Below are 26463 nucleotides of genomic sequence, written 5' to 3'. Positions count from 1 at the left end.
CGGCGTTTCGAAACAAGCGGCATCGGTTCTTCGCTGCCTCTCGCTGCGCTCGAACGCGAAAACCGAAATTTGATATTCTGGGTCAATTTCGAAACGCCCTAATCAGCCCGCAGGTCGGGTAGGGTGAAATCCATGAAGCGCTGTTCCTCGGCGATGGTGGCCGCATCGATCACGCCGCCGGTGCCATCACCCACGGTCTGCACAGCTTCGAGCTGCCACATGGCGACGAGCGCGATTGCCAGTTCCGCCGAGACGCGCGTGTTGAGATCAATGCTCTCCTTGAGTTCGTCCATGTCATCAATCAGCCCGACAAGGCGGTCTACCCGCTCGAGCGACTGGCCGGCATCTTCATAGCTGTTCTGAGCGGCGGCCGAGACCAGCGCGCCAGTTGTTGCCTGCGTCGCCACGCGGTTGGCTCCGGGATTTCCGCTGGTGGCCATTTCCGAGAGGGTGTCATCGTCAAATCCGAGATCGGCCAGGACCCGGTCCATCTGGGTTTCGATCTCGCCCGCGCCGGAACCGGAGAGGCCGGAAAAGTCCCCTGTCTTGATGGCTTCGATAGTTGCGAGGATGTCTCCGAACTCCTGATCGAGCAGGCCGTTCAACTCGTCTTCCATTTCGGTGCGGATGATTTCCGGCAGTTCGGCGAGGCGGGTGAGGGCTTCATAAGTTCTTTGCAATTCGCCAAGTTGTTCCGTGAGTGTCGCAAGCTGTTCGCGGAGCTGCGTCAGCTGCTCGTTCTGCAGGATCTCGTCTTCGATCATCTGCCGGAGCTGCTGGATGTTTTGCGCGATGTTCTGGGTATCGACGACGGGCACGCCTTGCGCCAGGGCAGGGGAGAGGGCTCCCAGATACAGGCCAATCCCAAGTGTCGTGGCCAAGGCCGTCTTCATGAGTAAATGTCGCATCATTCAATCTCCCTGATCGTAAAATCCATGAACGCACCCTCGGCCATGCGGGCGCTGGCCTGGGCCAGCTCTTCGGCTGAAAGGACGCGGGTGCGCGCCGCCTGTAGCCGGATGCGTGCGGCGACGAGGCGCACGAGTTCGGCGCGGATATAGGTGTTGAGTGCGATGCTTTCCTGCACGTCTTCCGTCTCGGAAATCCGTTCGACGATGTCGGAAATGCGCAGGGCGGCTTGGCGGATCGCGGCTGGTGAGTTGCTGCCATAAAAGGCCGCCCCATGACCCGTGAGCGAGAGGTTGGCATTGGCGAGAAGCGCCGGATCGATCGTGCCAAGCGCATCGATCCCGCCGATACGGGTCAAATAGAGATTGTAGCGCTCCGGGATAACCTGGATGTAGTGCTGGGTCTCTCGGAAGGGGGGCACGCCGCCATACTCGAAAACCCGGCCTGGTCCGGCGTTATAGGCCGCGAGCGCGTTGATGATATTGCCATCGAATGTGTTGAGCTGGGTCGCGAGATAGCGCGCGCCGCCATGCACCTGCAGGTAAGGGCTGTCATAGTATGCCGGGTTAATGCCCAGATCGCTGGCGGTGCCCGGCATGATCTGGGTGAGACCATAGGCGCCGACGGGAGACCGTGCCCCAATGGTGAAACGGCTTTCCTGCCAGATGAGCGCTTGCAGCAACGCGCGCCACTGGACGGGTGAGAGCCCTGCGCGGCCAACTCCCGCAAAGCCGCTGGTTTCCTGGGCGACGCGGATGATGAGCTGCTCGATGGTCTCAGACGCGTCCCCGAACATCTGCGCACCGCCGGGATTGGGATCGATCTCGCCCGTGCCATAGACGGCTTCTACGGCGCGGTCGGGATCGCCGCTGCCGCTTTCCAGCCTCGAGACCATGGCCGGCAATCCCTGACCGCCGAAGCTGGTCTGGGCATCGAGGATGCGTCGGAGGGTTTCCAGCTGCTCCCGTTCGATCTCGGCGACGAGTTCGCGCACTGCAAGCTTGTCGGCCTGAACAGCCAAGTCTGCCTCGCGATCGCCGGTCTCGACGATATCACGCGCGGTCAGCCCACTGTCATTGGTCGGCACGCCTTGGGCGATGCCGAGACCGGGCAGCAGGCAAAACGCCAGGATATGAAGCAGGCTAGACTTCAATGTCGTCCTCCGGGGTGCCAAGGGGCGTGAATTGGCAATCAGGCGCGACAGGGGCTGTCGATGCCAGGAATGTGAAGCAGTTCGCCTGCGGCTCCCGGTACTGGGTGCAGGAGGCCAGCGCGCCGAGCGCGGTGAGAAGAAACAGGATACGGATCATGAAAGCCTCCAGAAGTCTGGGCGGTCGCGGTAATCGGCGCCGACAAGCGCTTCGCCCTTTTCCATGCCGCCGAGGATGGTGAGATTGGGCCCGAGAGCACTGAGATCGGCATCGACCACGATCGAGCCCTGATCGTCGCGGATCAGCGCGAGGCGGCTGTTGCTGCCCGTGTTGAGAAGGACGTCGAGCTCCTTCTCCGTGAGGTTCAGCATGGCGTAATCCGCAGGCTGCGCTCGGATATTGGGCAGCAGGATCTGCGTCGGCACCGCCTCGACGATGGTCTTGCCGGTCCGGGTGCGCTCAAGCTGGCTTGCGTATTGCGTCATCATCACCGCGACCGTGTTCTGCTTGCGCGCGGTCACGAGCCAATTCGACAGCCGCTCGGCGAAATACGCGTTATCGAGGGCCTTCCAGGCCTCGTCGATCACGATGATGGTGGGGCGGCGGTCTTCGATCTCGCGTTCGACCCGGCGGAAAAGATAGGAGAGAACGGCCATGCGCTCCTTGTCGGCCTCGCTGTCGAGAATGCCGGTCAGATCGAAGCCCACCACATCGCCTTTGAGCGAGAACGTGTCCTCGAGGCTCTGCCCGAAGATCCAGCCATAGCGGCCGTCCTCAGACCACTCGAGCAGGCGCTGGTGCAGATCGGCGCCATCATCGGTGGACACAAAAAGCGATGCGAAATCCCGCCAGTTCCGCAGGGCCGGATTGGTGGCCTGCGCGTTCTGGCGCACCACTTCCTGGATGCGGTTGGTCTGCGCCGGGGTCAGGGGTTTGTCGGCGCGGTAGAGCAGGGTGGCAAGCCAGTCCGAGAGCCAGGCGGTGCCGCGGGCATCGGTCTCGGTCCAGAGCGGATTGAGACCCGTGGGCTGGCCGGCGTTCAGGGACGCGTAGCGCCCGCCATTGGCGCGGACCGCCATCTCCATACCAAGACGGTAATCGAAGACGAAGATCCGCGCCCCTGCTCGACGGGCTTGGGTCATCAGGAAGGCGGACAGCACCGATTTGCCCGACCCGGGTCGTCCCATGATCAGGGTATGGCCGCTGGTCGGTTCTTTGTCGGGCGAGCCTTGCTCGTGATAGGAAAACCGGTAGGCGCTCTGCTCCGGCGTGGGCAAATATGTGACGACCCGGCCCCAGGGGGTAAGTGCTGCAGGTTTGCCGAGCTGTGTCCGGTGGAAGGCCGCAAAATCCGCGAAGTTGCGGTTGGTGACGGCGCTGGCGCGGACGCGCTTTGGCTGGTTGCCGGGGTGCTGGCTGAGGTAATGGGCCTTTGCGGCGACCCGCTCGCCAATCATCTTCACGCCTTCGGTTGCGGCAGCGTTCACGATCTCGGCGCTGAGGGTTTGCAGTTCTTCGAGCGTGTCGCAAAAGAGCGTCACGACCATGTGATGCTCGCCGAAGCTTTGGCGCTTGGCCTCGAGATCATCGGCGGCGATGTCGAGGGCTTCTAGGAGCGAAAGGGCTGCGTCTTGGCTGGCCTGCATCTGGCGCTTTTGCCGCTTGATGCGGCCCGCCATGAGGTTCGAATTGATCGGCGTGAAGGAGTGCGTCACGATCATGTCGACCGGCAGGTTCAGCATGTCGAACATGGTGCAGGAGGTGCCTTCCGAGTATTCTCCGATGGTGAAGCTCTTGCCGTAGCGGTGGCCCACGACGCCCTCGGAAAGCTCGAAATGGTCGCCGTGAAACGTCACGCGGGTATTGGCGACGTTGAAGGACAGAAAGCCGTAGGTGTTGGCCGGGTAGAGCGGCAACTCGGTGCCCGTGTTGAGCGCGCCCAAAAATCCCACCAGCTCTCCCGATCCGGCTGACAGCAGGCGCGGCTTGAGCTCGGTAAGCCCCGAGAGGAAGACGTTCACGGCCTCGCCCAAGCGCTGCAGGCGTTTGCGGGTCTCCTCCTTCAGTCGGTCCGGCGCGCTGCGGCTGAGGAACGGCAGGAGGCTTTTGGGGGGTGGGCGGTGAATGACGGTGAGCGTCAGCGTCTTGTCGCGCAGTCCGCTGGTTGCGAGCTTGGCGCGCCAGCGCCGGTCCACCTCGCCCGCGAAGCTGTCTTCACGGATGGGGTCGAGATCAGGTTTGATGGCCTTGGAGACCTTGTGGACGTAATAGCTGAATTCCGGCCCAAGTTGCGCGACGATGCGCGCAAAAAGCGCCGTCACCTTGTCGAGATAGGCATCGTCCGTCGTGTAGCTGTTGATCCCCTCGAGCCGGATACAGCGGAAGACTTCGTTCACCCGGGTCCGCACGGTCTGGTCGTCGACGAGGCTCACATAGGGCAGCATATGCGCGAGGCGGGTCTCGCGCGCATACCAGTCTGGCGTCATTGTGCGGGCATCGAGCGCAGCATCACGGGCGTCATCACGGGGCATAGCTGTCCCCGCCATGGATGGACCTGTTGCGCGTGGGCGGTGTCTCCTGCAGGGCCGTCATCATCACGTCGATGAAACGCGGGTCCCAATCTGCGGCCTTCCACAGCACCGGATAAAGAAGGGCGGCCACGCCCAGCACCACGATGTGCTGGACCCAGACGAACAAGAGCACCGAACCGAAAAGCCAGACCATCGCGTACATGATGGGCAGGCCCAGAAGCTTCGGCGGGCGCACGAGGCCGAGAAAGAGAGGCGCGCGCTCAGCCACCGGCAAAGACCGCGGCAACGATGGTGGGGGCGGCGGCAACACCAGCGATGCCCACGAGGACCCAGAGCGCCTGGCGCAGATCGATGATGTTGAAGAACCAGCTGAGAAAGACCCCGAGAACGGCAAGCGTCGCGATGACAACGCCAAGTGGGCCGGTCAGCGCATCGACGATGCCCTGTAACAGGCTCTGGATCGGGGAGAGATCAATGCTCTGGGCGAGGGCGGGTTCGGCAATCAGCAGGAATAGCGCCAGCGAGGCGACAAAGAGGTTTGAAATCTGTTTCATGAATTTGATCCTTCCAATCGGGCCACGACAGTCATGACGCGGGCCACGTGGTTCTGGGTTTCTCGGTAAGGGGGAATGCCACCGTGTTGGTGCACGGCGTCCGGCCCCGCGTTGTAGGCCGCCAGCGCCAGATGCGGATCGCCGAACGTCTCCAGCATCATCGCGAGGTAGCGGGCGGAGCCGTCGAGGTTCTGCAGCGGATCACGCGGGTCGACGCCCAGATCACGCGCCGTCGCTGGCATCAATTGACCAAGGCCAATGGCACCTGCACTTGAAATCGCATCCTGCCGGTAGGTGCTCTCAACCTCGATATTGGCCTGATAGAGAGCCAGCCAATCCGTCACGGAAAGCCCCGCGCGACGCAGCCCCGGATGGCTGGCATAGCGCAAGGCCGCGGTCTGAATCCCGGAGAGGACATCGTCGCGGGGCAGGGGAGTCGGGCGGGCAAGGGCCGCGACTTGGACGCCCTCTTGCTCGGCCTCTACCTCGCCGAAGATCGCGATCCCGTCGGAGGCCGAACCCTGACCAATCCCGTCATTGTAGTTTCGAGCAAAGCTGCTTTGGGAGCGGGACGGGGTTAGCGAGCCGTCGCTCTCCATGACCAGGACCATTTGCGCGGAGGCAGGTGCTGCGACCAGCCAGAGGCAGACGAGGTTAGTTGTCAGCGCCCTTGTCTGCTGGGGCTTTGTCTGGCGGCGCAAGTTTGTGCGTACGGCTTGTCCCCGCCTCAAGCGGCAGGTCGACATGCGCAAAACCAAGGCCAATGAAGAAAGACACCACGCCAGAGATCGTCTTGAACTCGCGGATCTTGATATCGTTGTAGGTCGTCCGCGTGCGGGCGGTGACGAGGAGCTTTTCCACCCCGTCATCAGAGACAACGCGCATGATCCAGACCCCGTAATAGCTGGGGCCTTTCTTATGTGCCGACTCCTGGCACAGGATTTCTGCGCTATAGCCGCTTTCCACGAGTTCGCGGAACCTGGCTTCCGTAACCACATTAGGTGCTTCGATGTCCCAGTTCATGGCCCGGCTCACGCTTTCTCCAATGGCGCAACCCCGGGGATTTCTACTTTAACCCCGAAATTACGATAATATACTATTAACCGCAAGGTATATTTTTGCGGAGACTGCCCTGTCGCGGCTACGCAGACATTGGACAAGGTCATTTGCGTCTATCATGGAAGTAAGTACAGATACAAACCCCTGAGTGGAGTGCTGGTTCAGTTGGCCTGCAATACCGATTCTCTTACTCTTGCCGATAGCGTGAAGAGGCGCCCCGCACCCATACAACCATTCGTTATATGCGATCCGCTAGCAACTCGGATCCATGCGAATATTATCCGGCGGGACGTTCAAACCTACACACGGACATCAGAAAAATAATGATGTCTCGAGAAGGGGCGTGAATGATTTTTTGAATCAACACGCTAGTTCAGCCATGACTACAGGCGAATTGTACAATTGGTGGTGAATTTACAGGTTGAACATTTTAAGGTTCAAGCATTTAGGTTTGAAAAAATGGATTAGAAACCGATTGATACTAAGTTTATAACTGAGACTTATTGCGTGGGTGTGATTTCTTCATAAACCACGCGGCCCCGGTAGTTGGTGATCCACATTCGGCTCCTTTCGCCGGTGTTCCACTCATAAATCCAACCGACAACTTTTCCAGAATGCCGATCAAGAATTCGGCCTATGGCTTTTGCCTCGAGCCGGTCTTCATCACAGTGTGTTGCACGTTCCATATTCTGCTCCGGAGAGGTGATGTGCCCTAAAACTTATCAGCACTTGACGTGTGTACCACTCAAGGTTGAAGCTAGAGGGAGAAGAATGCACGAATCGATGTGAAATTCGGCGAATAAAAACGAAACGCAGGCGTTCAGAGTATTGATTAAGAACGGAAAATATTTTGTCACACCACCTGATGCTGAAAGCGACTTCAAGCGGTTGTTCCAGCAAATGGCTGCAGCAGGTGCCGGTCGACCTGCGGACAAAGATGGATTTCCAGTCGGACAATGGACACCGGAGCTTTTGGCCGATGCAATTTCAAAGATCGATGCAAACTGTAATGGAATCGACTTAAGGACTGTGCAGCACTGGTTTCAAGAAAATGACAAAGGGATAAGTGCGGACAATATTCGCTGGCTGGCACGGATATTTGGATGCGGCGATCCAGAAGCGTCGAACTTATGGCAAGTAGAGCTTAGCTTGGCGAATAGGCGACTCGCCGCCGAAAGGAAAAAACGAAAATCTAGCATCTCGTCACAATCAAGTTACACGGATGTATTGCAACAAGTGAGGCCGGACCAAAGCCGTGCAGGCGAACCGTCTACAGTCGCTGAAAGGAAGCGTGCGCGCGTCAATCCAGCGAGACAAACTGAAGCCCTATTTACCGGTGAAAGCTCAATGGCTTTACCGCTCGTGGTTTTTATAGGCGCCAGCGCACTTGGGCTGATCTCATTCACACTAAACATTCACAGTATAGTTTTTGCGACAGAAATTGGCCCGTCCAAGCAGATTGGATTTTTATGGGCGCCAAATTGGACAATCACGTTTCTGACTGTTCTGCCCCTGTTTTTGGCATTGGTGATAGACGTGTTGCGTTGTTGGAAAGAGGAGTGGCGAATTAGAATGGAGGAATTTTCTGACCCGACCTTTCCTGCGGTTAGTTGGGATCAGCGAGTTACGGCGGCCTCTTATACCTTTTGGGCGACGCTTGTTGTGACCGTTATTATAGCGTCTGGGTACAATTGGGTAGCAACCCACTTGATCCCGTTGCTGAATGGCGATCCAGGCAATTGGGCGGTAGATTGGGGGCGAATTGCTATTTTTCGCCCAGACTTGATATCTTTATACGGCGCAATTCTTTTCACAGGTCTTGTGTTTCTGTACAATGGTTTCACAGCTTATGTTTTCTTTTCTGGCCTCATTTTCCTCCACTTGATCAAACACGACTACGTGTATCTGGTGAAAGGTCTTGTGGGCCGACCCAAAGAGGCCTCAAATCCGGTGGTTGAACACATTGGTTTTTCACTGATAACTGGGATATTCCGTTGCGCTTCTTTGGGTATTTTCATCACCATCCTGATGAAACTTCAGTCCAGCTATCTGCAATCCAATAGCACTGACATTGTTGGTTGGCTGGCCGCAGATTTTTTATCGCCTTTCAGCGGCGAAGACTCTGCCGAGAGTGAATATTCATCTTTCGGAACCGCACCTGGGAGTTATTATAGTTTCTTTTGCCTTCTGGCGATTACGGGAACATTCGCTAATGCGTCATTTGTAATAGGGAGGGTCTTGGAGCGGCTCAGTAAACTACATTCGCGAAGCCGGTATCTGTTGCCGTGGGTGTTGATGAATGGATCCGTGGCTCTGCTAGTGGCATGTTATTTTCTGACCGGAGTTCTACCCGGATTTACAATATTCTTGCTTTTTTCAATGCTCTTCTCGGCCTACCTTTTTGCCATGCCTGTTTCAGCATGGCGCCGTACACCTTGCAAAGGAAAATAACTATGAATTACTCTAGTTTGATGGTTGATGCGCCATTTTTCCCTCAGGTAGCAGAGGGCCCTGCCAGCGTGGATGCGTATTGGGTAAAGACCGAAGACGATGTGCGTCTTCGAGTTGCGCGTTGGCATGGGGAGTCTTCTCCTAAAGGAACAGTGTTTGTGTTCCAGGGACGCACGGAAAACATCGAAAAGTATGGTCGCACAGCGGAAGCGCTTCACAATTCGGGCTACGTGGTCTTCGCCATTGATTGGCGCGGTCAAGGGCTCTCTGATCGGCTCACTGATAATCCAATGACAGGCCACATCGGCCAATTCTCTGACTACCAAAAAGACGTAGCGGCAATGATCAAGGCCGCTGAAGCACTCGATCTCCCGAAGCCTTGGTATTTGATTGGGCACTCTCTCGGTGCCTGTGTTGGACTACGCGCGATTATTGATGGATTGCCGGTTTCTGCCTGCGCGTTCACTGCCCCTTTGTGGGGCGTAAACCTTTCAACCATTCAAAGGCTCGCCGCTTGGCCTTTGTCATGGGCAGCTCAATTCGTAGGCAAGGGACACTCATACGCCCCGGGGACTCGGGGAGAGAGCTATGTTCTCCAGACAGCCTTTGAAGACAATAGGCTGACACACGACCCGGAAATGTATCAATACTACGTAAACATTTCGGAACAACTGGTTGATCAACAAATTGGCGGCCCAAGCATGGGGTGGCTTTTTCAGACGCTGAAAGAAACGCGATCATTGTCAAAAATGCCGTCGCCGGACACGCCATGCATCACCTTTTGCGGTGTCGAGGATAGCATTGTCGCAATTTCAGCGGCGCAGGATCGAATGGCCCGTTGGCCGCAAGGAAAACTCGAGTTGGTTGAAAATGCAAGGCACGACGTTCTCTGCGAAGTCCCGAGTATACGTAACGAAGTACTGGCCAGAATTTCTGAACTGTTTTCATCAACTTGATTTAAGCTTTGTTAGTAGTTGACTTGCTCGAACCCATAGTTCCCATCATAATCGCGCCAGTCCACGAAAACAGACCGATGATAGATACTTGGGCAGTGATCTCCCCACAATTCAAGTCCCACGTAGGCCAAGGGGAGGGCGGCCACTGAAGACCTCTGCCATAAGAAGTCACCTTGGGTCCCGTAAGTTCCAAGGACGACAACCGCGCTTCGATTGCATTCGCCATCAGGCCCGGATTTGTACTGCTGTGCATATCGGACGTCGAAAACACGAATTGACCGCACGAAATTGAATTCTGGAGCGCTGATGTCAATGTTTGCACGCTCCTGAACCAGGCGCAGGGCAAGATCCACAGCGAAGAGCTCGCTTGAGGTTTCAACAATGCTTAAAACGGCCGCCTCTGCCGTTGCTTCAGGTGCACTATGGGTCGTTGGGAATGACTGGCGTGGGCGCATATCATCAGCTTGGAACAAGGCGTCGATGATCCGGTCTGTTCCCTTCTGCTGAGGTGCGATCTCGTAGGACGCGCCCATAGGACAGCGCCAGATCTGCAGCGGGGGTTCTACGGGCCAGGGCGTGATCCGCCTGATGAATTCAGCACGCGCACGAGAGCAGGGAACGGAAGCTGGCCAACCACCAGAAAGGCACAGCAGAATCGCGCAATCGATGGGATACGCTTGAGCACTTGAGCTCGAATGCAGCGGAATTCCTGTCAAAGCCAGGGTCATGACCAACGGTACAAGTCGGGTTCTAGGTAATACGCTCATGATAGGGTTCCTTGGCAGGGGAATTCCAACATAAACTCAATAGTATACTTTCGCAACACATAATATATTGTAAACGCCATTCAGAAATGTCACTGGCCGTGCAAAGCAGAAGTGTCATCAAAGGCGCTAACGGTAGCAAGGCTTAGCAGCCCGAAGACCTCATATATCGCAGGGTTGGTAAGCCTTGCGGGGTCTGGTTATAGACCAAGCTTGCGGCGCTCTTTCTTGTTGTAGAAGGCTTTGATGCCTTCATCGCGCACGAGCTCTTCGAAGGCGCGCCAGGCGAGGACATCGCCGAAGAAGGGCGGGCTGTCGGCAATCGTCAACGTTCCAAACTGGTTCTCTACGGACAGGATCCAGCCGGGATGGATGCTGGTCTTATAAATCTCGACGTCGAAATGATGCCCGTCGATGGTCACGATCTGTGTGTAATCGGAGAATATTATATCTGGGTCGTCTTCGGTATCCATGCCACCAATCTTGGGGCTATTCCGCCACGTGTACAATCTTCTTCTTGGCCCGTGATCCTGACGGCCGCCCAGGCGTTTTACCGTTTGGCTTGTAGCCCATCTTCTCAGAATTTGTCCTGACCGGGTATTTTGGTGGGGCCTTATCTTGCATCTCTTTGATGTACTCCAGCACGGCACCAAGGCACTTGTTGTCGGTGATGGCGGCGTGCGTCACGCGTTGATCCATGTCGAAGATTTTGTAGGGCAGGGATCGGCCTTTTGAGCGCACCTCAAACCGCCCATCAACAAATGCATAAGTGTCCACGTATTTACCGACCAGACCGCGTGTCACATCGCTTTCTTCCAGCATGATCCGCTTGCGGTCATAGGAGAAGGTCAGTTGTTTGCCGACATAGCGTGTATCGCGCCAGCATAGCACATCATCGAGCCGATCTGGCTCGACATTTAAGGCGCGGTGCAGGTTATCGGACTTGGCAGGAGCCTTTGCAAATTGCGCGTTGTGACGCTCCTTAAAGCCTTGCAGATAGGCGTTTCCGGCTTCCATATCCGAAATACCGGCAAGCCTCAGTTCCTTCACCAACCGGTCCTGTAGAGTCCGGTTGGCACGCTCAACGCGACCCTTGGCCTGACTTGAATTGGCGCACAGAATCTCAACGTTCAGCTGGTTCAGCGCACGCCCAAACTGGGTCATACGCGCACCACCTTTGGCGTCTTCCTTGGCCACGCGAAACACCGTGTGCTTGTCGCTGTAGAATGCGACGGGACGACCGTGATTGAGCAGATAGCTCTCCAGTGCTTCGAAATAACTGAACGTGCTCTCGGATTTGACAAACAACAACTCCATCAAGGTGCTGGTGGCATCGTCGATAAAGACGAGCAGGGTGCAGGGACCAGAACGATCCTCAAACCAACGATGATCCGAGCCATCGATCTGGATCAGCTCGCCGAAACATTCCCGGCGTAGACGCGGCTGGTGGAACTGGCGGCGCTGCTTGCGAGACAGCCAAATGCCATCTTCAACCATCCACTTCCGAAGCGTCTCGCGAGAGACTTTGAAGCCATGATGTTCGGCCAGCATCTCAGCCGCCAGTGTAGGCCCAAAATCCGGGTACTGTTCCTTGATCAGACTCAACGCATAGTCGCGTTTGGCTTTGTGGATCTGATTGTTTGGAATTTTGCCACGCGATTTGTGCCGGATCGCCGCTGCGCCATCCTGACGGTATCGCTTGAGCAGCCGGAAAACCTGACGACGTGTCAGGTCCAGCATGTTCGCCGCGTTGTCGACGCTCAGCCGGCCATCATCGACCTGTGCCAAAACTTCCACACGGTTCAACTCGCGCTCGCTCATAACCACCCATCCCATGTCCACGCATCCTCACATCGTTTTGCGAGGAGAGTGACACTTCTGCTTTGCTCATGGGTGACATTATCGCTTTGCGTGATGGTTCAAGGGTCGTTGCGACGTTTTCCGCTATCTCAGTTTCATGATCTCTTCTCTGAACGCTTCGGTTGGGGTTCGCCATCCCAGGCACTTTCTGGGTGTGCCATTCAGGCGGTCACAAATCGCCTTCATATTGCGATTTGAGAGCGCTGCGAGCTGGGTGTCGCGTGGCAGATATAGACGCGCGCGTTTGTTCAGGTTCTCGACAATTGCTTCGAAATGTGCACTGTCTTCTGCTGGACCCGGATCGAGAATGAACCGACCGTCAGGTGTATCAATGATGTAGCTGTTCGTCCCGTGATAGGTCATCTTCCCGGGATTGCTCGCAACGATCCTCAGGATTCCCTCGGCCACCTGTTCTGCACGCGCGCGACACGGTTCCGGCTCTGTGTGAAACATGCTGCGTTTTGTCATTGAATACGACCACTTTCTGACAGTGAAAAGTCTGGGACTTGCAAAGCCGCCTTTTGCTTTTGCATAGCTTTGGAAGCCTCGGGCTGGCGTCCAGCGCCGGTCAGAACCGGCGCTGGAACAAGGCAACAAAGCCCAGCAGTCAAGCGTGACCCCGATTATGGAAACCTGTGTACAGCACTACAGCAATTGCTGCCTTCGTCAGGTCTCCAAGCAGGAACGGGTAAAGCCCGGCGTTCAGCAATTTTTCGCCATAGCCGACAAAGCTACCCAACCAGAATAGCCCTGCGCAATACATAAGTATCGAACCGGAAAGGACCGCTATAGATGCTCTGATTGAAGGCGGAAGCCCTGCCAGCTTTTGAACCATCCATCCTGCAGCCGCCGCCGCGAGCGCAAACCCAATCAAGAATCCGCCAGTGGGACCCGCAAAATAGGCCAGACCCGCCGGTGCGGGAGGCGTGCCAGCGAAAACCGGCAGGCCAAACAGACCTTCCAGAAGGTACGCAGCGACAACTAGACTACTGCGCACCGGCCCCAGGAAAAGGCCGAGACCCAAGACCACCAGGGTTTGTGTTGACATCGGTACCGGGTAGAACGGCACCGCGATTTTGGCGGATAGTGTCAGAAGTATTGTGCCGATGAGTATTATTGAGATATCTCGGGTCAGTCTTGCGACCGGTTGGCGTTGAGTGGCTTCCAAATTCATCTGTTTCGTCCTTGTTTCTGTAGATCGTTGATTTGCTGGATAGGGAAGCTCACATGCGCTTGGCGACTTCTTCCAGCATGACCTCGCTCGCACCGCCGCCGATGGCCTGAACACGGGCGTCGCGCGACATGCGTTCAACCGGGGTTTCGCGCATATAGCCCATGCCGCCGTGAAACTGGACGCAGTCGTAGAGCACGCTGTTTACCAGTTCGCCGCAATAGGCCTTGACCATCGAGACCTCTTGCACGCAATCGTGGCCCGCCGCATCCAGACCTGCGGCATGATAGACCAGCTGCCGTCCCGCCGCGATCCTCGTCTGGCAGTCTGCCAGCCGCTGGCGCACCACCTGCTTGTCCCATAGAACACCGCCAAAGGCCTTGCGCTGCTTGACGTATTCCACTGTCATGTCCAGCGCGGATTGCGCTTCGGCACAGGCCATTGCGCCCAGGACGATGCGTTCGTTCTGGAAGTTTTTCATCACCGAATAAAAGCCTTTGTTAACCTCGCCCAGCACATCCTCGGCCGGGATGCGGACATCCTCAAAGATCAGTTCGGCCGTGTCCGAGCAGAGCCAGCCGGTCTTGTTCAGCGCCCGACCGACCGAAAAGCCCGGCGTACCCTTTTCGATCGCGAACATGGTGATCCCGCGGGAACCCTTTGCATCGGGATCGGTCTTGGCACCGACAAAGTAGAGGTCGCCATGCACGCCGTTGGTGATGAACATCTTGGTGCCGTTCAGCACCCAGTCCGACCCGTCCTGCACCGCGCGGGTACGCATGCCAGCCACGTCCGATCCTGCGCCCGGTTCAGTCACGGCCACGGCGGTGATCTTTTCGCCCGATATGATCGATGGCATCCAGCGCGCCTTCTGTTCCGGCGTGCCGGCATTTTCCAGATGCGGCGAGGCCATATCGGTATGGACCAGTACCGTGGCCGAGAACCCGCCGAAGGTAGACCGCCCCACCTCTTCGGCCAATACCACGCTGGACATCACGTCCAGCCCCGCACCGCCATATTGTTCGTCATAGCGCATGCCCAGCACGCCCAGATCGCCCATTCGGCGCAGCACGTTGCGGGGCACCATGCCCTCCTCTTCCCAGGGCTCCGCCTTGGCTGTTACTTCGGTTTCAATGAACCGGCGCAGCTGGTCGCGGATCATGTTGAGGTCTTCGTTGAACGGGCCGGTGGCCGCGGTGATGGTGTCTTGTCTGGTCATGTGTTTTCCTCTGGATCGAGTTTGATAAGTGGGGCGTGCCCGGCGACCGTATCGCCAGGTGCACAATAGATTTCTGTCACCACGCCCGCGACCGGCGCGGGCAGGCTTTGCAAGAGTTTCATGGCCTCCAGCACCACCAGCGTGTCTCCGGCTTCGACGCGATCGCCGAGAGCGACACGCACCTCGGCAACGGCGCCGGGCATGGGTGCGGACAACAGGTCAGCGCCGCCAGATCCACCGGTGGCACGTTGCAGATGCTGGTCTTCCAGCGTGCGCAGGTCTGTCGCGGTCATTCCGGCTGGGGTTTGCAGGTGCACCCGCCAGTGACCCGGCGCGCGCGTGACATGAGCGATGCGCGAAAACGGAACCCCGTCGATGCGTCCGCTCAGACAGCACCCGGTCAGAGCGGCACTCTCGACCGTGATGGTTTGGCCATCCGGCTGTATTGCAGTCAACTCCGACCCGGAGCCGCTGACGCGGATCGGGTCGTCTTTGGTTGTATCCCAATAGAAGGCCGCACCGGGCTGTCCCGCAGGGGCTGTGAGTCGCCATGACCCCAGGCTTTCCCAGGGCGACGCGCCCGCCGGGACGAGACGCAGATGCAGCGCCATCGCGGCAAAGGCCATGTCCCGGGGATCAGCGGACGGTTCAGTCCAGCCGCCTGGGAACATCTCGGGCAGGCCCGAGGTATGGTGCCGGAACGCCTCAAAATCCGGGTGTGCCAGTAACGCGCGCTGATAGGCCAGGTTCAGGCCGACGCCGCCGACGGCAAAAGCATCGATCGCGGTGATCGCCCGGCGGATCGCCCCGGCCCGATCCGGCGCGTGGACGATCAACTTGGCAATCATGGAATCGTAGTGGTGGCCGACGACCGAACCGCACTCTACCCCAGTATCCAGCCGCACATCCGCGGGCGGCGCCCAAAGGGTGATCTCGCCCGTTTCGGGGCGGAAATTCTCGGCCGGGTTTTCGGCGGCGATGCGGATTTCAATGGCGTGCCCGTCAAACTGCACATCGCTTTGCGTCAGCGGCAGCGGCTCGCCCCGCGCGATGCGCAACTGCCATTCAACAAGGTCGATGCCGGTGATGGCCTCAGTCACAGGGTGTTCCACCTGCAACCGGGTGTTCATTTCAAGGAAGTAATATTCGCCGCGCCCGGGGTCATAGAGGTATTCTACCGTCCCTGCGGAGCGATAACCGATCGCCTGCGCCAATCGCACCGCCGCCGCGCGCATGTCGTCGCGCACAGCCTCGGGCAAATCGGCGGCGGGGGCCTCTTCGATCAGCTTTTGGTGGTTGCGCTGGAGAGAGCAATCACGGTCGCCCAGATGCAGCACGGTGCGGTGGGAGTCGCCCAGAACCTGCACTTCGACGTGGCGGGCACGGGGTGCGTAGCGTTCGAGGAATACCGCCGGATCGCCGAAGGTGCCCTGCGCTTCTGCCCGGGCAGATGCAATCGCTTCGGGTGCGTCGCTCAACTCGCGGACAAGCCGCATCCCGCGACCGCCGCCGCCTGCGCTGGCCTTGACCAGAAACGGCGTGCCGAGCGCTTTCGCTTCTTCTAGCAATCGCGCGTCAGACTGATCTTCGCCGCGATAGCCTGGCAAGACGGGCACGCCTGCGGCTTCGGCGGCTGCCTTGGCCTCGATCTTGCTTCCCATCCGTGCGATTGCAGCGGCAGAAGGCCCGATGAACACAAGGCCCGCCGCCTCGACCGCTGCGGCGAAACCGGAATTTTCCGACAAGAAACCATAGCCCGGATGCACTGCCCCTGAGCCGGTCGCGCGCGCGGCGTCCAGAATGGTCTCGACGTTCAGGTAGCTGTCCGCAGGCGCGGCCCCGCCGATACAGACGGCGAGATCGGCCTCCGCCACGAAGGGCGCGTCGCGGTCTGCTTCCGAAAACACCGCCACGCTTTCCAGACCCAGTTTACGGCACCCGCGCTGGATGCGGCGGGCGATCTCGCCGCGGTTGGCGATCAGGACTCGGGTGAAACTCATTTGACTCGCCATGACGGAATGCCCTTGTTGAGGAAGCTGTTGATACCTTCGATACCTTCTTCGGTTTCCCAGGCATCGGCCAGTCGGTCGGCGGTGTAGATCATATTGGTTTCAAGGTCGTGGGAGCCGACATAGGCGACGAGAGCCTTGGTGTCGGCAACGGCCCCCGGTGCGGCCTGAAGGTGATCGTGCACCACTCGGTCCACTGCGACGTTCAGGTCGTCCGGAGCGGCAACTTCGGTCAGCAGACCGATCCGTTCGGCGCGCGTCGTGTCGAACAGGGCGCCCGACAGCATGGTTTCGCGCGAATGTACCTTGCCGATGCGCGCCACGACGTAGGGCGAGATATTCGCGGGCAAAAGGCCCAGTTTCACCTCGGTCAGGCCAAAGCGCGCGCCTTCGGCACCGATGGTATAGTCGCAGACTGAAATCATGCCGACCCCGCCGCCATAGGCTGGCCCGTTGATCCGGCCGATCAGCGGTTTGGGCAGGGTATCAAGGCGGCGCAACAGATGCGCCAGCGTGGCGCTTTGTTCGACCCGCTCAGCGCGGGTTTTCTCGACGTTTGAGGCGAACCAGTTGAAATCGCCGCCCGCACAGAAGCTTTTTCCCGCGCCGGTCAAGACCACGATACGCACGCCTTCATCCGCGGCGAGATTTTCGGCGGCATCATAGAGCTCGGCAATAAGATCGCCGTTCAGCGCGTTGTGTTTTTCGGGGCGGTTAAGCGTCACCGTGGCAACGCCGCGCGCATCAGTTTCGACAAGGATTGTTTTGTAGGTATTGGTCAACTTGAAGCCTCACATTCTGAATACTGGCGTGTGGCGCCCTGCCTCGGGCACCGAAGAGACAATGGCCAGGCACAGGCCCAGAATATCACGGGTCTGCCCAGGCTCGATCAGCCCGTCATCCCAGAGCCGCGAAGTGGCATAATAAGGATCCGATTGTTCGCCGTACTGGGCACGCACCTGCGCCTCGATCCGGGCCAGATCGGCCGCCATTTTGTCCGGGTCGCCCGCTTTTTGACGGCGCAATTCGAGCATCACGTTGGTGGCGATGTCGGCGGACATGGTGGCCAGCTCTGCAGTCGGCCAGGCAAAGAGGAAATTCGGCGCGAACCCGCGCCCGCACATGCCGTAGTTGCCCGCCCCGTAAGAGCCGCCCAAGAGCACCGAAAGGCGCGGCACCTTGGCCACCGACATGGCATAGACCAGCTTGGCGCTGTCCTTGGCGATTCCGCCGCGTTCGGCGTCGGTGCCGACCATGAAACCGGAAATGTTGTGCAGGAAAACAAGCGGGATGTTCCGCTGATCGCACATGGATACGAATTGCGCGCCCTTGAGCGAGCTTTCGGACAAAAGCGCCCCGTTGTTGGCCAGAATACCCACGCGATAGCCGTGGATCCGTGCCGTGCCGCAAACCAATGTTTCACCCCATCCGGGCTTGAACTCGCGGAATTCGCCGGCGTCGATCATTCGCAGCAGAACCTCGCGCATGTCGTAGGGCTCCTTGCGGTCGGCGCTGATGACGCCAAGCAGCTCGGACGGATCATGCGCAGGCGGCTGGGGTGCCTCGTCTGGCTGAATCGGGCGCGACTGACCAAGCTCGGCCACAATGTCGCGCATCAGTGCGAGCGCGTGGTGCTCGTCCTCGGCCAGGTGGTCGGACACGCCGGAGACGCGCGAATGCATCTCGGCCCCACCTAGAGTTTCACCATCGACCTCTTCGTTGATCGCCACCTTGACGATCGAAGGCCCGCCCAGATGGATGCGCGCGTTGCCCCGCACCATGATGACCTCGTCCGACAGCGCCGGGATATAGGCTCCGCCCGCGGTGCAGCCGCCAAACACGGCCGAGATCTGCGGCAAGCCGCTGGCCGACATGTTGGTCTGACGATAGAAGGAGTTGCCGAAGTGGCGCGCATCAGGAAAGACCCGGTCTTGTTCGGGCAGATAGGCCCCGCCACAATCCACCAGATAGAGACAGGGCATCCGGTTTTCCGCCGCGATTTCCTGGGCGCGGATGTGTTTCTGCACTGTCTCGTGGTAAAAAGACCCCCCCTTTACCGTCGCATCGTTGGCGATCACTATGCAGGGCAATCCGTGGACGATCCCGATCCCAGTGACGATCCCGGATCCAGGCACCTCGCCCCCGTATTGCCCGTAGGCAGCCAGCGACGACAGCTCAAGAAACGCGGTGCCCGGATCCACCAGCAGGTCGATCCGTTCCCGTACTAGGAGTTTCCCGCGTTTGCGATGCCGCGCGACCATGTCGGGGCGCCCGCCTGCCGTGGCCTCGGCAATGCGCGCGCGCAGGGTCTCGACGCGCTCGCTTTGCGCCGCGTGGTTGCGAGTGTAGGTCTTCGACGCGGTCTGTACCGCTGTTTCAAGACGTGCCATATATCAGGTATCCTGTCTTTCGAGTATCCCGTTGAGGAATACATCGGCATAGGTGCGTGACAGCGCATCGGCGCTGCCGCGGTTCGGGTCGAACCAATCAAGCGTGGCGTTCAGTGTACCGATCAACATCAGGCGCAGCTGGCGGATATCGACGTCGTGTTTCAGCGCGCCGTCATTCTGAAGCCGGGACAAAAGGCGGTCCCATTCGGCCTCATAGGCGCGCCTCGTCGGCAGATTGGCATCCCGGACGGGCTGTGGCACTTGCCCGAAAATACGCACATTGGCCGAGGTATAATCGCTGACGTCGAGAAGCGCGCGCAGATGCGCTCTGATCGCGGTGCGTAGGATCGTTTCGCCATCGGTATCCGACGGCAAGGCGGTGACGGCTTCTCTCATGCTCTCGTGAACGACTTGGATACCAGCATCGAGAACGGCCGCAACGATCTCGTCCTTGGAGCCGAAATGATAATATATGCTGCCCGCCTTGATCCCGGCGGCCTCGGCGATTTTTCTGAGCGAAACGGACCCATAGCCCTGTTCGCGGAAGAGTCGTGCCGCAATATCCAGGACGCCATCCCGCCCGACCGCTCTGCGAGAAGTCTCGCCGACCTTGATTGCTGTGGTGTCCGTCATGGGTCCTCTTTCCAGCAAACTGCCTAACTAACATATGTTAGGTACTTTGCTGCAATAAGTCAATACTCCTGAACGTGTTGGATTGGTACTTATGGAAAGTGCCGTCCGAGCAACCGTCAAATGGTCGCCCGAACGGAAAGTTTTCAGCCAAGGCCCAAACGCTCGGCGTAGTGGCTGGTGCTAGATCACGAATCCGCCGCCGCAAATAATGTGCTGACCCGAGATGAAGTTCGATTCTGGCGCACAGAACAAATAGACCGCGCCCGCGGCCTCTTCCGGAGTGCCGACCCGGCCAAGTGGAATCATGCGTTCCATCTGGGACAAGAGATCAGGGTTCACGCCGACCTTGATCTCTTTTTCCTCGACCTTGATCGTGCTGTCCCCGTCCGCGCTACCCTCGGTCAAGCGGGTGCGGATCGGTCCGAAGGCTACGGCATTGACATTGACTTTGTAGCGCCCCCATTCCTTGGCCATTGTCCGGGTGACCCCCAGGATTCCGGCCTTGGCGGCGGAATAGTTGATCTGGCCGGCATTGCCGCCGGTCCCCGCGATGGACGAGATGTTCACCACCTTGCGGAACACCTCTTGCCCGGCGGCGGCCTCTTCCTTGGCCTTGGCGCTGATTACCGGCTGGGCGGCGCGCAGGATCTTGAAGGGCGCGGTCATGTGAACGTCGATGATCGCCTGCCACTGCTCGTCGGTCATCTTCTGAACGACGCTGTCCCAGGTGTAGCCGGCGTTGTTCACGATGATGTCGAGTCCGCCGAAGCTGTCCACGCCCGTCTTGATGAACCGTTCGGCAAAACCGTCTTCGGTCACGCTGCCGGCGCAGACCACCGCTTCGCCGCCAGCGGCGCGGATAGCTTCAGCGGTGTCATTGGCCGGGTCGGCATCCAAATCGTTGACCACCACGCGCGCCCCTTCCGAGGCCAGCTTGAGCGCGATCTCGCGGCCAATGCCTCGGCCCGAGCCCGAGATCAGGGCAACACGCCCGTCGAGTTTTCCAGTCATATTAGTTCCTTCCGAAAGGCGCTATCAGGCTTTTTCATAAAGTGTGGTGACACAGGCCCCACCGAGGCCCAAATTGTGCTGAAGTGCCAAGCGCGCGCCATCTACCTGGCGCGCATCAGCCTGCCCGCGCAACTGCTGGACAAGCTCGGTACATTGCGCAAGGCCGGTCGCCCCAAGAGGATGACCTTTGGACAACAAACCGCCCGACGGGTTGGTCACGTATTTTCCGCCATAGGTGTTGTCGCCATCATCAACAAACTTCGCAGCCTCGCCTCGGCCGCAAAGGCCAAGCGCCTCGTAGGTGATGAGTTCGTTGTGGGCGAAACAGTCGTGCAGTTCGACCACATCCACGTCTTCGGGCCCGATGCCCGCAGCCTCGTAGACCTGATCGGCGGCGCGCTTGGCCATCGAAAAGCCGACCACCTCGCGCATATCATGGGCTTCGAAGGTTTCCGGACCGTCCGTTGTCATGGCCTGCGCCGCGATCCGAACCGAACTGTCCAGTCCGTGCTTGTCGGCGAATTCCTTGGAACAGATGATCGCGGCGGCTGCGCCACAGGTTGGCGGACAGGCCATAAGCTTGGTCATGACGCCGGGCCAGACCACCTGCGCAGCCATGACGTCTTCCGCCGTCACTTCCTGGCGGAATAGGGCAACCGGATTCTTCGCCGCATGTCGGCTGGCCTTGGCGCGGATCTTGGCGAAGGTCTCAAGAGGCGTGCCGAACTCGTCCATATGCGCCTTGCCCGCACCGCCGAAGTACCGCAGTGCCAGCGGGATCTCCGAACTGCCAACCAGATCGTCGGTTTCCGCGTCGAAAGCCGCAAACGGGCTGACCCGATCGTGAAACATCGCGCCGATTGCGCCGGGTTGCATTTGTTCGAACCCAAGCGCCAGAGCACATTCCACCGCCCCGCTTTCCACGGCCTGGCGGGCCAGGAACAGGGCAGACGACCCGGTCGAGCAGTTGTTGTTCACATTCACAACCGGGATGCCGGTCATTCCAACATTGTACAAGGCGCGCTGACCGCAGGTGCTGTCGCCATAAACATAGCCCACATACGCCTGTTGAATTTTTTCGTAGTCCAGACCTGCGTCGGCCAGAGCAGAGCGGGTCGCCGCGGTTGCCATGACATCGTAGCTCTCGGATTTTCCCGGCTTCTGGAACGGGACCATCCCGACGCCGGTGACATAGGCTTTGCCTGTCATTTCTTTCTCTCTCCCATGCTTCGTCCGGCGATTCTGAACGCGCTGCCAAACCAATTTCTACCATTTGTTAGAATTTAGATCCTAACCCTGGGAACTGTCAACATCTTCACGCCGTGACGTCGGGTGCTTGCGTTGTTTTCTAACATATGTTTGTTTTTCTTGACTGCGGGTTCTGGAAATCAGTACATTTTAGGCCTTTGGATTCCGGCAAGACGGGCGATGAACATTTGTTGCTTGTTTCCTGAAATCAGCGACACCCAGACTACGAAAGGCAGAGAGAATGGCGTATTGTTATGAATTCAAGGGGTTTATACCCGTTGTTCCCGAGGACACGTATGTCCATCCTCAGGCCATTTTGATCGGAAATGTCATCTTGGGTCATGGATGCTACATCGGACCCGGAGCAAGCCTGCGGGGCGATTTCGGCAGGATCGTGATCGGCGACGGCGCCAACGTCCAGGACAACTGCACCATCCATTCCTTTCCCGGCCGCGATGCGGTGGTCGAAACCGACGGTCATATTGGCCATGGCGCGATCCTGCACGGTTGCACTGTGAGCCGGAATGCTCTGGTCGGTATGAACGCCGTCATCATGGATGGCGTTGAACTTGGGGCGGAATCAATCGTTGGCGCGCGGGCTTTTGTGCGAGGCGAAACCGTCATTCCGCCCCGTTCGATGGTGGTCGGATCTCCGGCAAAGGTGATCCGCGAGGTCAGCGAGAAAGAGGTCGCTTGGAAGACCCGCGGCACGGCGGAATACCAGCAACTCGCGCGTGACTGTCTGGTCGGATTGATGCCCATCGAGCCGCTGAAGGTGGTCGAGGCGGACCGGCCCGAGATGGCTGCCTCTGACGTCGTTTCCATTCAGGAGGCGCGGCGGACGTCGTCCTGACCTGTCCGGTCTCGGGACGGATTTCTTCGGATTCCGAAAGCGCCAGATCGTAACGCCTTGATAGGGTACGGCACTCCGTAGCTCGGTGTGCCGTCCCTCGTACAGTTACAGCCGGAAGATCCCGTAGTGCGGATCGTCGATCGGCGCGTTCAGCGAGGCGGAAATCGACATGCCAAGCGCATTGCGTGTGTCCGCCGGGTCAAGGATGCCATCGTCCCACAATTCCGAGGTCGAGGTATAGGCTTCGACATCTCGGCGGAATTTCTCCAGCACGGGATCACGGATCGCGGCGATTTCTTCCTCGCTCAGTTCTTTGCCTTCGCGCTGAAGCTGCCGGATCTTGACGTCGGCCATGGTATTGGCAGCCTGATCCGCACCCATCACGCCGATTTCGGCCTGCGGCCACATGAACAGCGTGCGTGCATCCCAGGCCCGTCCGCACATGCCGTAATTGCCTGCCCCGTAAGAGGCATTGGCGATCACGGTAAACTTCGGCACGACCGAGCCGCCCTGCGCCATCAGCATCTTGGCGCCGTCCTTGGCGATGCCGCGTTCTTCGTATTCGCGGCCCACCATATAGCCGGTGATGTTCTGGAAAAAGACCAGAGGCGTACGGTTCTGGTTGCACAGCTGAATGAAATGCGCGGCCTTGAGCGAGCTGTCGTTGAACAGCACCCCGTTGTTGGCGAGGATGCCGACCTTGTAGCCCCAGATGTGAGCGTAACCGCAAATCATCGTGGTGCCGTAGTCGGGCTGGTATTCGTGGAAGCGCGACCCGTCTACGATCCGGGCCAGAACCTCGCGCATGTCGAATTGGGTTTTCCGGTCCTTGGGAATGATCCCGTAAAGCTCCTTCGGGTCGTAGTAAGGTTCTTCATAGGACGCAGTTTCGATGATCGTTTTCGGTGTGCGTTTCCATTGGCTGACAATCTCGCGCGCCAGTGAAAAGGCGTGCTGTTCGGTCGCGGCGCGGTAATCGCCGGTGCCCGAAACCGAGGTGTGCATGACCGCCCCGCCAAGTTCCTGAACGCCGACCTCTTCGCCGGTGGCCGCCTTGACCAGTGGCGGACCGCCAAGGAAAATCGCCCCGGTGCCTTCGATGATGATGTTGTAATCGCTCAGCGTGGGCACATAGGCACCGCCTGCGGTGCAATGCCCGCCGACCACAGCAATCTGCGGGATATTGGCTTGGCTCAGCTTGACCTGGTTGCGGAACACCCGCCCGCCCAGATAGCGGTCGGGAAAAACGCCGTGTTGCAGCGGCAGGAAACCGCCGGCACTGTCGCAGATATGTACGACCGGCAAACGGTTTTCCAAGGCCACATCCAGAAGGCGCACGATCTTTTTCACGGTATGCGGATACCAGGCACCGCCCTTGACGCTGGCGTCATTGGCATGAATGGCGACCTCGCGGCCCTGCACGATGCCAATGCCCGTAACCACGGCGGCACCCGGCACTGTACCGTCATATTCGCGACAGGCTGCGAGGGTGGAGAATTCCAGAAACGGTGTGCCGGGGTCCAGCAGCAGTTTTAGCCGTTCGCGCACGCCCAGCTTGTTTTGCCGCTCAAGGCGGTCAATGTCGCGTTGCGGGCGTTCGAAACGCGCCGCGTGCTGGCGGGCGTGAAATTCCTTCAGCCGCGAGGACATGGCGGCATAATTTGCCTTGTAGTCGGCGGCGTTGGTATCGATCAGACTTTCAATCCTGCGCATTCTCACTCCTCCTCCGGGGCCAATTGGGCCAGGATATCTTTCAGCCCAAAACTGTCGCCTTCGGCGAATGGCATTTCGGCAACGACCCCGTCGCGTGGCGCCGTCAGTGTGGTTTCCAGCTTCATGCTTTCGATAACCAAAAGCGGCTGGCCTTCTTTAACTGTATCGCCGGGTTTGACCGCGGCCGACACCACGACTCCGGGCATAGGCGCGACCAACCGATCATCGCCTGTGCCACCATCGCTTCCAGCCAGGCGCTCGGCGGGATCAGCCCGCCCGACTTCGTAGGTGCGGCCGTTCATGTGCACAAAAGTTGCTTCCGGCCCCACGGCCAGTCGCAATTCGCGGACAACACCCTTAGCCCGCAACGTATAACCGCCCGGCAGGCCCGTCGGGTCCAATTGGCAGGCAACAGTACCATTGGGGGTATTAAGTACGAACCGGCTGCCATCATGGCCCAACCAACATTCAGTCTCTTCTCCGTCGATCTGAAAAATCCGTTGCATCAGTTTCTCCACCCGCCCATCTTGCGGTGCATTTCCGGTATTTGCATTACGTCGCTCACCAGCCGTTCGTCTGACAGGGCCGCCGCCGCCATCAGCAGGTCAGAGATATCTTCCCCCGGTGCAGTCAGCGTTTCGGATTGTTCAGCTAGGAAGCCGGTTGAAACATCGCCCGAGGCAAAATCTGGATGTGCAAGGATTGCATCTAGGTATCCGGTGTTGGTCGTCACCCCGAGAACCACATAGTTTTGCACCGCTTGCCGCGCACGGGCGATGGCCTCCACGCGGTCGCGGCCATGCACGATCAGCTTAGACAGCATCGGGTCGAAATCGGTGGTCACCTTGCCGCCGTCCAGAATGCCGCTGTCCACGCGCACGCCGGGGCCGGAGGGTTCATCCAGCAGCAGGAGATCCCCGATCGAGGGGCGGAAATCGGCCGTCGCGTCCTCGGCACAGACGCGTAGTTCGATTGAATGGCCAGTCTGGGGAATATTCGCCTGCGTCGCGCTCAGCCCCTCGCCTGCAGCGATGCGCAGTTGCTCGGCGACCAGATCGAAGCCAGTCACCAGTTCGGTCACCGGATGTTCGACCTGAAGGCGGGTGTTCATTTCGAGGAAGTAAAAGGCCCCGTCCTGCGCATAAATGAATTCGACGGTCCCTGCCCCGCGGTATTTGACGGCGCGGGCAATCCCCGCAGCGGTTTCACATATCTCGTCCCGCTGTTCTGGGGTCAGCGCCGGTGACGGCGTTTCCTCGATAATCTTCTGGAACCGGCGCTGGATCGAGCATTCGCGTTCCCAGAAATGGACCACGTTGCCCTGCCCGTCACCCATCACCTGCACCTCGATATGGCGCGGACGTTCGATATAGCATTCGACGAACAGACGACCGTCGCCGAAATACCGCTGGCCTTCGCGGCGCGCGGTTTCGATTTCGGTCTCCAACGTGCTATCCTCGCGCACGACGCGCATGCCCTTGCCGCCGCCTCCGGCCGAGGGTTTGATGAGTAGCGGATAGCCAACGGCGCGGGCGCGTTCGACAAACGTCGCCGGATCGTCATCCTCGATGGCCGAAGGCGCCACCGGAAAGCCGCGCTCTTCAACAAAGGCGCGCGCACGGATCTTGTCGCCCATCAGGTCGATGGTCTCGGACGTCGGGCCGACAAATGTCACACCGGCCTCTTCCAGCGCCGCGACGAAGGCCGCATTCTCGGACAAAAAGCCATAGCCGGGATGCACCGCATCAGCGCCGATCTTTTTTGCGGCATCGACGATCTGCGGAATATCGAGATAGGCGGCCACAGGCGTCGGGCCGTCGATCATCACAATCTCGTCTGCGATCAGATGGGCCGGCCCCTCTTGTTCAGCGACGTGGCGCAACACAGCCGTCGCAAGGCCGCGGGCCTTGGCAGTACGCAAAACGCGCGCCGCGATTTCACCCCGATTGGCGACCAGGAGTTTTGAAATGGTCATGGTATT

At 58.9% G+C, this 26463-nt stretch carries 26 protein-coding genes and 1 pseudogene; 3 read left to right on the top strand and 24 right to left on the bottom strand.

Annotation, left to right across the window (positions count from 1 at the left end; translation table 11 throughout):
• Positions 1 to 98 precede the first annotated feature (98 nt).
• The 9 genes from C0U40_RS17920 to C0U40_RS17885 form a co-directional block, all read right to left on the bottom strand.
• The gene (locus C0U40_RS17920; protein WP_101657262.1) at positions 99 to 908 is read right to left on the bottom strand and encodes a type IV secretion system protein; all 810 of its coding nucleotides are present in this window, start codon (positions 906 to 908) and stop codon (positions 99 to 101) included.
• The gene (locus C0U40_RS17915) at positions 908 to 2062 is read right to left on the bottom strand and encodes a lytic transglycosylase domain-containing protein (protein ID WP_286135089.1); all 1155 of its coding nucleotides are present in this window, start codon (positions 2060 to 2062) and stop codon (positions 908 to 910) included. The genes C0U40_RS17920 and C0U40_RS17915 overlap by 1 nt, the downstream gene beginning before the upstream one ends.
• Positions 2052 to 2219 (bottom strand): hypothetical protein, encoded by a 168-nt coding sequence (locus C0U40_RS20245; protein ID WP_180957743.1) that lies wholly within the window; start codon positions 2217 to 2219, stop codon positions 2052 to 2054. The genes C0U40_RS17915 and C0U40_RS20245 overlap by 11 nt, the downstream gene beginning before the upstream one ends.
• The gene (locus C0U40_RS17910; protein WP_101657182.1) at positions 2216 to 4591 is read right to left on the bottom strand and encodes a type IV secretion system DNA-binding domain-containing protein; all 2376 of its coding nucleotides are present in this window, start codon (positions 4589 to 4591) and stop codon (positions 2216 to 2218) included. Before C0U40_RS17910 ends, C0U40_RS20245 begins: the two co-directional genes overlap by 4 nt.
• Complete coding sequence (locus C0U40_RS17905; RefSeq protein WP_101657181.1) at positions 4581 to 4859, bottom strand: type IV secretion system protein VirB3; 279 nt, start codon at positions 4857 to 4859, stop codon at positions 4581 to 4583. Before C0U40_RS17905 ends, C0U40_RS17910 begins: the two co-directional genes overlap by 11 nt.
• Complete coding sequence (locus tag C0U40_RS17900) at positions 4852 to 5145, bottom strand: TrbC/VirB2 family protein (protein WP_009503803.1); 294 nt, start codon at positions 5143 to 5145, stop codon at positions 4852 to 4854. Before C0U40_RS17900 ends, C0U40_RS17905 begins: the two co-directional genes overlap by 8 nt.
• The gene (locus C0U40_RS17895; protein ID WP_101657180.1) at positions 5142 to 5756 is read right to left on the bottom strand and encodes a lytic transglycosylase domain-containing protein; all 615 of its coding nucleotides are present in this window, start codon (positions 5754 to 5756) and stop codon (positions 5142 to 5144) included. Before C0U40_RS17895 ends, C0U40_RS17900 begins: the two co-directional genes overlap by 4 nt.
• Before the next feature lie 43 nt (positions 5757 to 5799).
• Positions 5800 to 6168, bottom strand: coding sequence for a hypothetical protein (locus C0U40_RS17890; protein ID WP_101657179.1), 369 nt, complete (start codon positions 6166 to 6168; stop codon positions 5800 to 5802).
• 536 nt (positions 6169 to 6704) lie between these two features.
• A complete protein-coding gene (locus C0U40_RS17885; protein ID WP_101657178.1) occupies positions 6705 to 6890 on the bottom strand; it encodes a hypothetical protein in 186 nt (61 codons plus the stop codon).
• A gap of 142 nt (positions 6891 to 7032) precedes the next feature.
• On the opposite strand from C0U40_RS17885, the gene C0U40_RS17880 reads away from it, so the two are divergent.
• Both C0U40_RS17880 and C0U40_RS17875 read left to right on the top strand, forming a co-directional pair.
• The gene (locus C0U40_RS17880; protein WP_101657177.1) at positions 7033 to 8655 is read left to right on the top strand and encodes an RcgA family putative transporter; all 1623 of its coding nucleotides are present in this window, start codon (positions 7033 to 7035) and stop codon (positions 8653 to 8655) included.
• Between the two features lie 2 nt (positions 8656 to 8657).
• Complete coding sequence (locus C0U40_RS17875; protein WP_286135088.1) at positions 8658 to 9611, top strand: alpha/beta hydrolase; 954 nt, start codon at positions 8658 to 8660, stop codon at positions 9609 to 9611.
• Between the two features lie 11 nt (positions 9612 to 9622).
• On the opposite strand, the gene C0U40_RS17870 is transcribed toward C0U40_RS17875, so the two are convergent.
• The 12 genes and pseudogenes from C0U40_RS17870 to C0U40_RS17815 form a co-directional block, all read right to left on the bottom strand.
• On the bottom strand, positions 9623 to 10339 hold the full coding sequence (locus tag C0U40_RS17870) for a hypothetical protein (RefSeq protein ID WP_286135111.1): 717 nt from the start codon (positions 10337 to 10339) through the stop codon (positions 9623 to 9625).
• Between the two features lie 236 nt (positions 10340 to 10575).
• The gene (locus tag C0U40_RS17865) at positions 10576 to 10848 is read right to left on the bottom strand and encodes a hypothetical protein (RefSeq protein ID WP_101657175.1); all 273 of its coding nucleotides are present in this window, start codon (positions 10846 to 10848) and stop codon (positions 10576 to 10578) included.
• Between the two features lie 16 nt (positions 10849 to 10864).
• Positions 10865 to 12211: an ISNCY family transposase gene (locus tag C0U40_RS17860; protein ID WP_101657174.1), complete on the bottom strand. Its 1347-nt coding sequence runs from the start codon at positions 12209 to 12211 to the stop codon at positions 10865 to 10867.
• 108 nt (positions 12212 to 12319) lie between these two features.
• Positions 12320 to 12496: pseudogene (locus C0U40_RS20435) on the bottom strand (IS30 family transposase); the annotation flags it as partial.
• Positions 12497 to 12842: 346 nt separating this feature from the next.
• Positions 12843 to 13409, bottom strand: coding sequence for a biotin transporter BioY (locus C0U40_RS17850; RefSeq protein WP_101657173.1), 567 nt, complete (start codon positions 13407 to 13409; stop codon positions 12843 to 12845).
• Between the two features lie 49 nt (positions 13410 to 13458).
• Positions 13459 to 14625: an acyl-CoA dehydrogenase family protein gene (locus C0U40_RS17845; RefSeq protein ID WP_101657172.1), complete on the bottom strand. Its 1167-nt coding sequence runs from the start codon at positions 14623 to 14625 to the stop codon at positions 13459 to 13461.
• Positions 14622 to 16625 carry an acetyl/propionyl/methylcrotonyl-CoA carboxylase subunit alpha gene (locus C0U40_RS17840; protein ID WP_286135086.1) on the bottom strand — a complete coding sequence of 668 codons (2004 nt, stop codon included), beginning with the start codon at positions 16623 to 16625 and terminating at the stop codon, positions 14622 to 14624. The genes C0U40_RS17845 and C0U40_RS17840 overlap by 4 nt, the downstream gene beginning before the upstream one ends.
• Positions 16622 to 17416 carry a crotonase/enoyl-CoA hydratase family protein gene (locus C0U40_RS17835; RefSeq protein WP_101657170.1) on the bottom strand — a complete coding sequence of 265 codons (795 nt, stop codon included), beginning with the start codon at positions 17414 to 17416 and terminating at the stop codon, positions 16622 to 16624. The genes C0U40_RS17840 and C0U40_RS17835 overlap by 4 nt, the downstream gene beginning before the upstream one ends.
• Positions 17417 to 17425: 9 nt before the next feature.
• A complete protein-coding gene (locus C0U40_RS17830; RefSeq protein WP_101657169.1) occupies positions 17426 to 19024 on the bottom strand; it encodes an acyl-CoA carboxylase subunit beta in 1599 nt (532 codons plus the stop codon).
• 3 nt (positions 19025 to 19027) lie between these two features.
• Positions 19028 to 19657 (bottom strand): TetR/AcrR family transcriptional regulator, encoded by a 630-nt coding sequence (locus C0U40_RS17825; protein ID WP_101657168.1) that lies wholly within the window; start codon positions 19655 to 19657, stop codon positions 19028 to 19030.
• A gap of 180 nt (positions 19658 to 19837) precedes the next feature.
• A complete protein-coding gene (locus C0U40_RS17820; protein ID WP_101657167.1) occupies positions 19838 to 20668 on the bottom strand; it encodes an SDR family NAD(P)-dependent oxidoreductase in 831 nt (276 codons plus the stop codon).
• A gap of 24 nt (positions 20669 to 20692) precedes the next feature.
• Positions 20693 to 21877: a lipid-transfer protein gene (locus C0U40_RS17815; RefSeq protein ID WP_101657166.1), complete on the bottom strand. Its 1185-nt coding sequence runs from the start codon at positions 21875 to 21877 to the stop codon at positions 20693 to 20695.
• Between the two features lie 280 nt (positions 21878 to 22157).
• Between C0U40_RS17815 and C0U40_RS17810 the strand changes: the two genes are divergently transcribed.
• The gene (locus tag C0U40_RS17810) at positions 22158 to 22769 is read left to right on the top strand and encodes a transferase hexapeptide repeat family protein (protein WP_101657165.1); all 612 of its coding nucleotides are present in this window, start codon (positions 22158 to 22160) and stop codon (positions 22767 to 22769) included.
• Positions 22770 to 22874: 105 nt separating this feature from the next.
• On the opposite strand, the gene C0U40_RS17805 is transcribed toward C0U40_RS17810, so the two are convergent.
• Genes C0U40_RS17805 through C0U40_RS17795 form a run of 3 tightly spaced genes read right to left on the bottom strand, consistent with a single transcriptional unit; the run spans position 22875 to position 26457 of the window.
• Complete coding sequence (locus tag C0U40_RS17805) at positions 22875 to 24482, bottom strand: acyl-CoA carboxylase subunit beta (protein WP_101657164.1); 1608 nt, start codon at positions 24480 to 24482, stop codon at positions 22875 to 22877.
• A gap of 2 nt (positions 24483 to 24484) precedes the next feature.
• Positions 24485 to 24988 carry an acetyl-CoA carboxylase biotin carboxyl carrier protein subunit gene (locus C0U40_RS17800; protein WP_286135085.1) on the bottom strand — a complete coding sequence of 168 codons (504 nt, stop codon included), beginning with the start codon at positions 24986 to 24988 and terminating at the stop codon, positions 24485 to 24487.
• Complete coding sequence (locus C0U40_RS17795; protein WP_101657162.1) at positions 24988 to 26457, bottom strand: acetyl-CoA carboxylase biotin carboxylase subunit; 1470 nt, start codon at positions 26455 to 26457, stop codon at positions 24988 to 24990. Before C0U40_RS17795 ends, C0U40_RS17800 begins: the two co-directional genes overlap by 1 nt.
• Between the last annotated feature and the right edge of the window lie 6 nt (positions 26458 to 26463).

Origin of the sequence: Neptunicoccus cionae, from assembly GCF_002860325.1 — a bacterium.
Lineage (GTDB): Bacteria > Pseudomonadota > Alphaproteobacteria > Rhodobacterales > Rhodobacteraceae > Amylibacter > Amylibacter lutimaris.
Note: the sequence above shows the minus strand (reverse complement) of the source record. Positions and strands in the feature narration are given on the sequence as shown.

Coding starts and splice junctions, on each gene's coding strand:
- C0U40_RS17920 (WP_101657262.1), bottom strand. CDS start 908: ATGCGACATTTACTCATGAAGACGGCCTTGGCCACGACACTTGGGATT.
- C0U40_RS20245 (WP_180957743.1), bottom strand. CDS start 2,219: ATGATCCGTATCCTGTTTCTTCTCACCGCGCTCGGCGCGCTGGCCTCC.
- C0U40_RS17910 (WP_101657182.1), bottom strand. CDS start 4,591: ATGCCCCGTGATGACGCCCGTGATGCTGCGCTCGATGCCCGCACAATG.
- C0U40_RS17900 (WP_009503803.1), bottom strand. CDS start 5,145: ATGAAACAGATTTCAAACCTCTTTGTCGCCTCGCTGGCGCTATTCCTG.
- C0U40_RS17895 (WP_101657180.1), bottom strand. CDS start 5,756: ATGGTCCTGGTCATGGAGAGCGACGGCTCGCTAACCCCGTCCCGCTCC.
- C0U40_RS17890 (WP_101657179.1), bottom strand. CDS start 6,168: ATGAACTGGGACATCGAAGCACCTAATGTGGTTACGGAAGCCAGGTTC.
- C0U40_RS17885 (WP_101657178.1), bottom strand. CDS start 6,890: ATGGAACGTGCAACACACTGTGATGAAGACCGGCTCGAGGCAAAAGCC.
- C0U40_RS17875 (WP_286135088.1), top strand. CDS start 8,658: ATGAATTACTCTAGTTTGATGGTTGATGCGCCATTTTTCCCTCAGGTA.
- C0U40_RS17870 (WP_286135111.1), bottom strand. CDS start 10,339: ATGACCCTGGCTTTGACAGGAATTCCGCTGCATTCGAGCTCAAGTGCT.
- C0U40_RS17865 (WP_101657175.1), bottom strand. CDS start 10,848: ATGGATACCGAAGACGACCCAGATATAATATTCTCCGATTACACACAG.
- C0U40_RS17860 (WP_101657174.1), bottom strand. CDS start 12,211: ATGGGATGGGTGGTTATGAGCGAGCGCGAGTTGAACCGTGTGGAAGTT.
- C0U40_RS17850 (WP_101657173.1), bottom strand. CDS start 13,409: ATGAATTTGGAAGCCACTCAACGCCAACCGGTCGCAAGACTGACCCGA.
- C0U40_RS17845 (WP_101657172.1), bottom strand. CDS start 14,625: ATGACCAGACAAGACACCATCACCGCGGCCACCGGCCCGTTCAACGAA.
- C0U40_RS17840 (WP_286135086.1), bottom strand. CDS start 16,625: ATGAGTTTCACCCGAGTCCTGATCGCCAACCGCGGCGAGATCGCCCGC.
- C0U40_RS17830 (WP_101657169.1), bottom strand. CDS start 19,024: ATGGCACGTCTTGAAACAGCGGTACAGACCGCGTCGAAGACCTACACT.
- C0U40_RS17825 (WP_101657168.1), bottom strand. CDS start 19,657: ATGACGGACACCACAGCAATCAAGGTCGGCGAGACTTCTCGCAGAGCG.
- C0U40_RS17820 (WP_101657167.1), bottom strand. CDS start 20,668: ATGACTGGAAAACTCGACGGGCGTGTTGCCCTGATCTCGGGCTCGGGC.
- C0U40_RS17815 (WP_101657166.1), bottom strand. CDS start 21,877: ATGACAGGCAAAGCCTATGTCACCGGCGTCGGGATGGTCCCGTTCCAG.
- C0U40_RS17810 (WP_101657165.1), top strand. CDS start 22,158: ATGGCGTATTGTTATGAATTCAAGGGGTTTATACCCGTTGTTCCCGAG.
- C0U40_RS17805 (WP_101657164.1), bottom strand. CDS start 24,482: ATGCGCAGGATTGAAAGTCTGATCGATACCAACGCCGCCGACTACAAG.
- C0U40_RS17800 (WP_286135085.1), bottom strand. CDS start 24,988: ATGCAACGGATTTTTCAGATCGACGGAGAAGAGACTGAATGTTGGTTG.
- C0U40_RS17795 (WP_101657162.1), bottom strand. CDS start 26,457: ATGACCATTTCAAAACTCCTGGTCGCCAATCGGGGTGAAATCGCGGCG.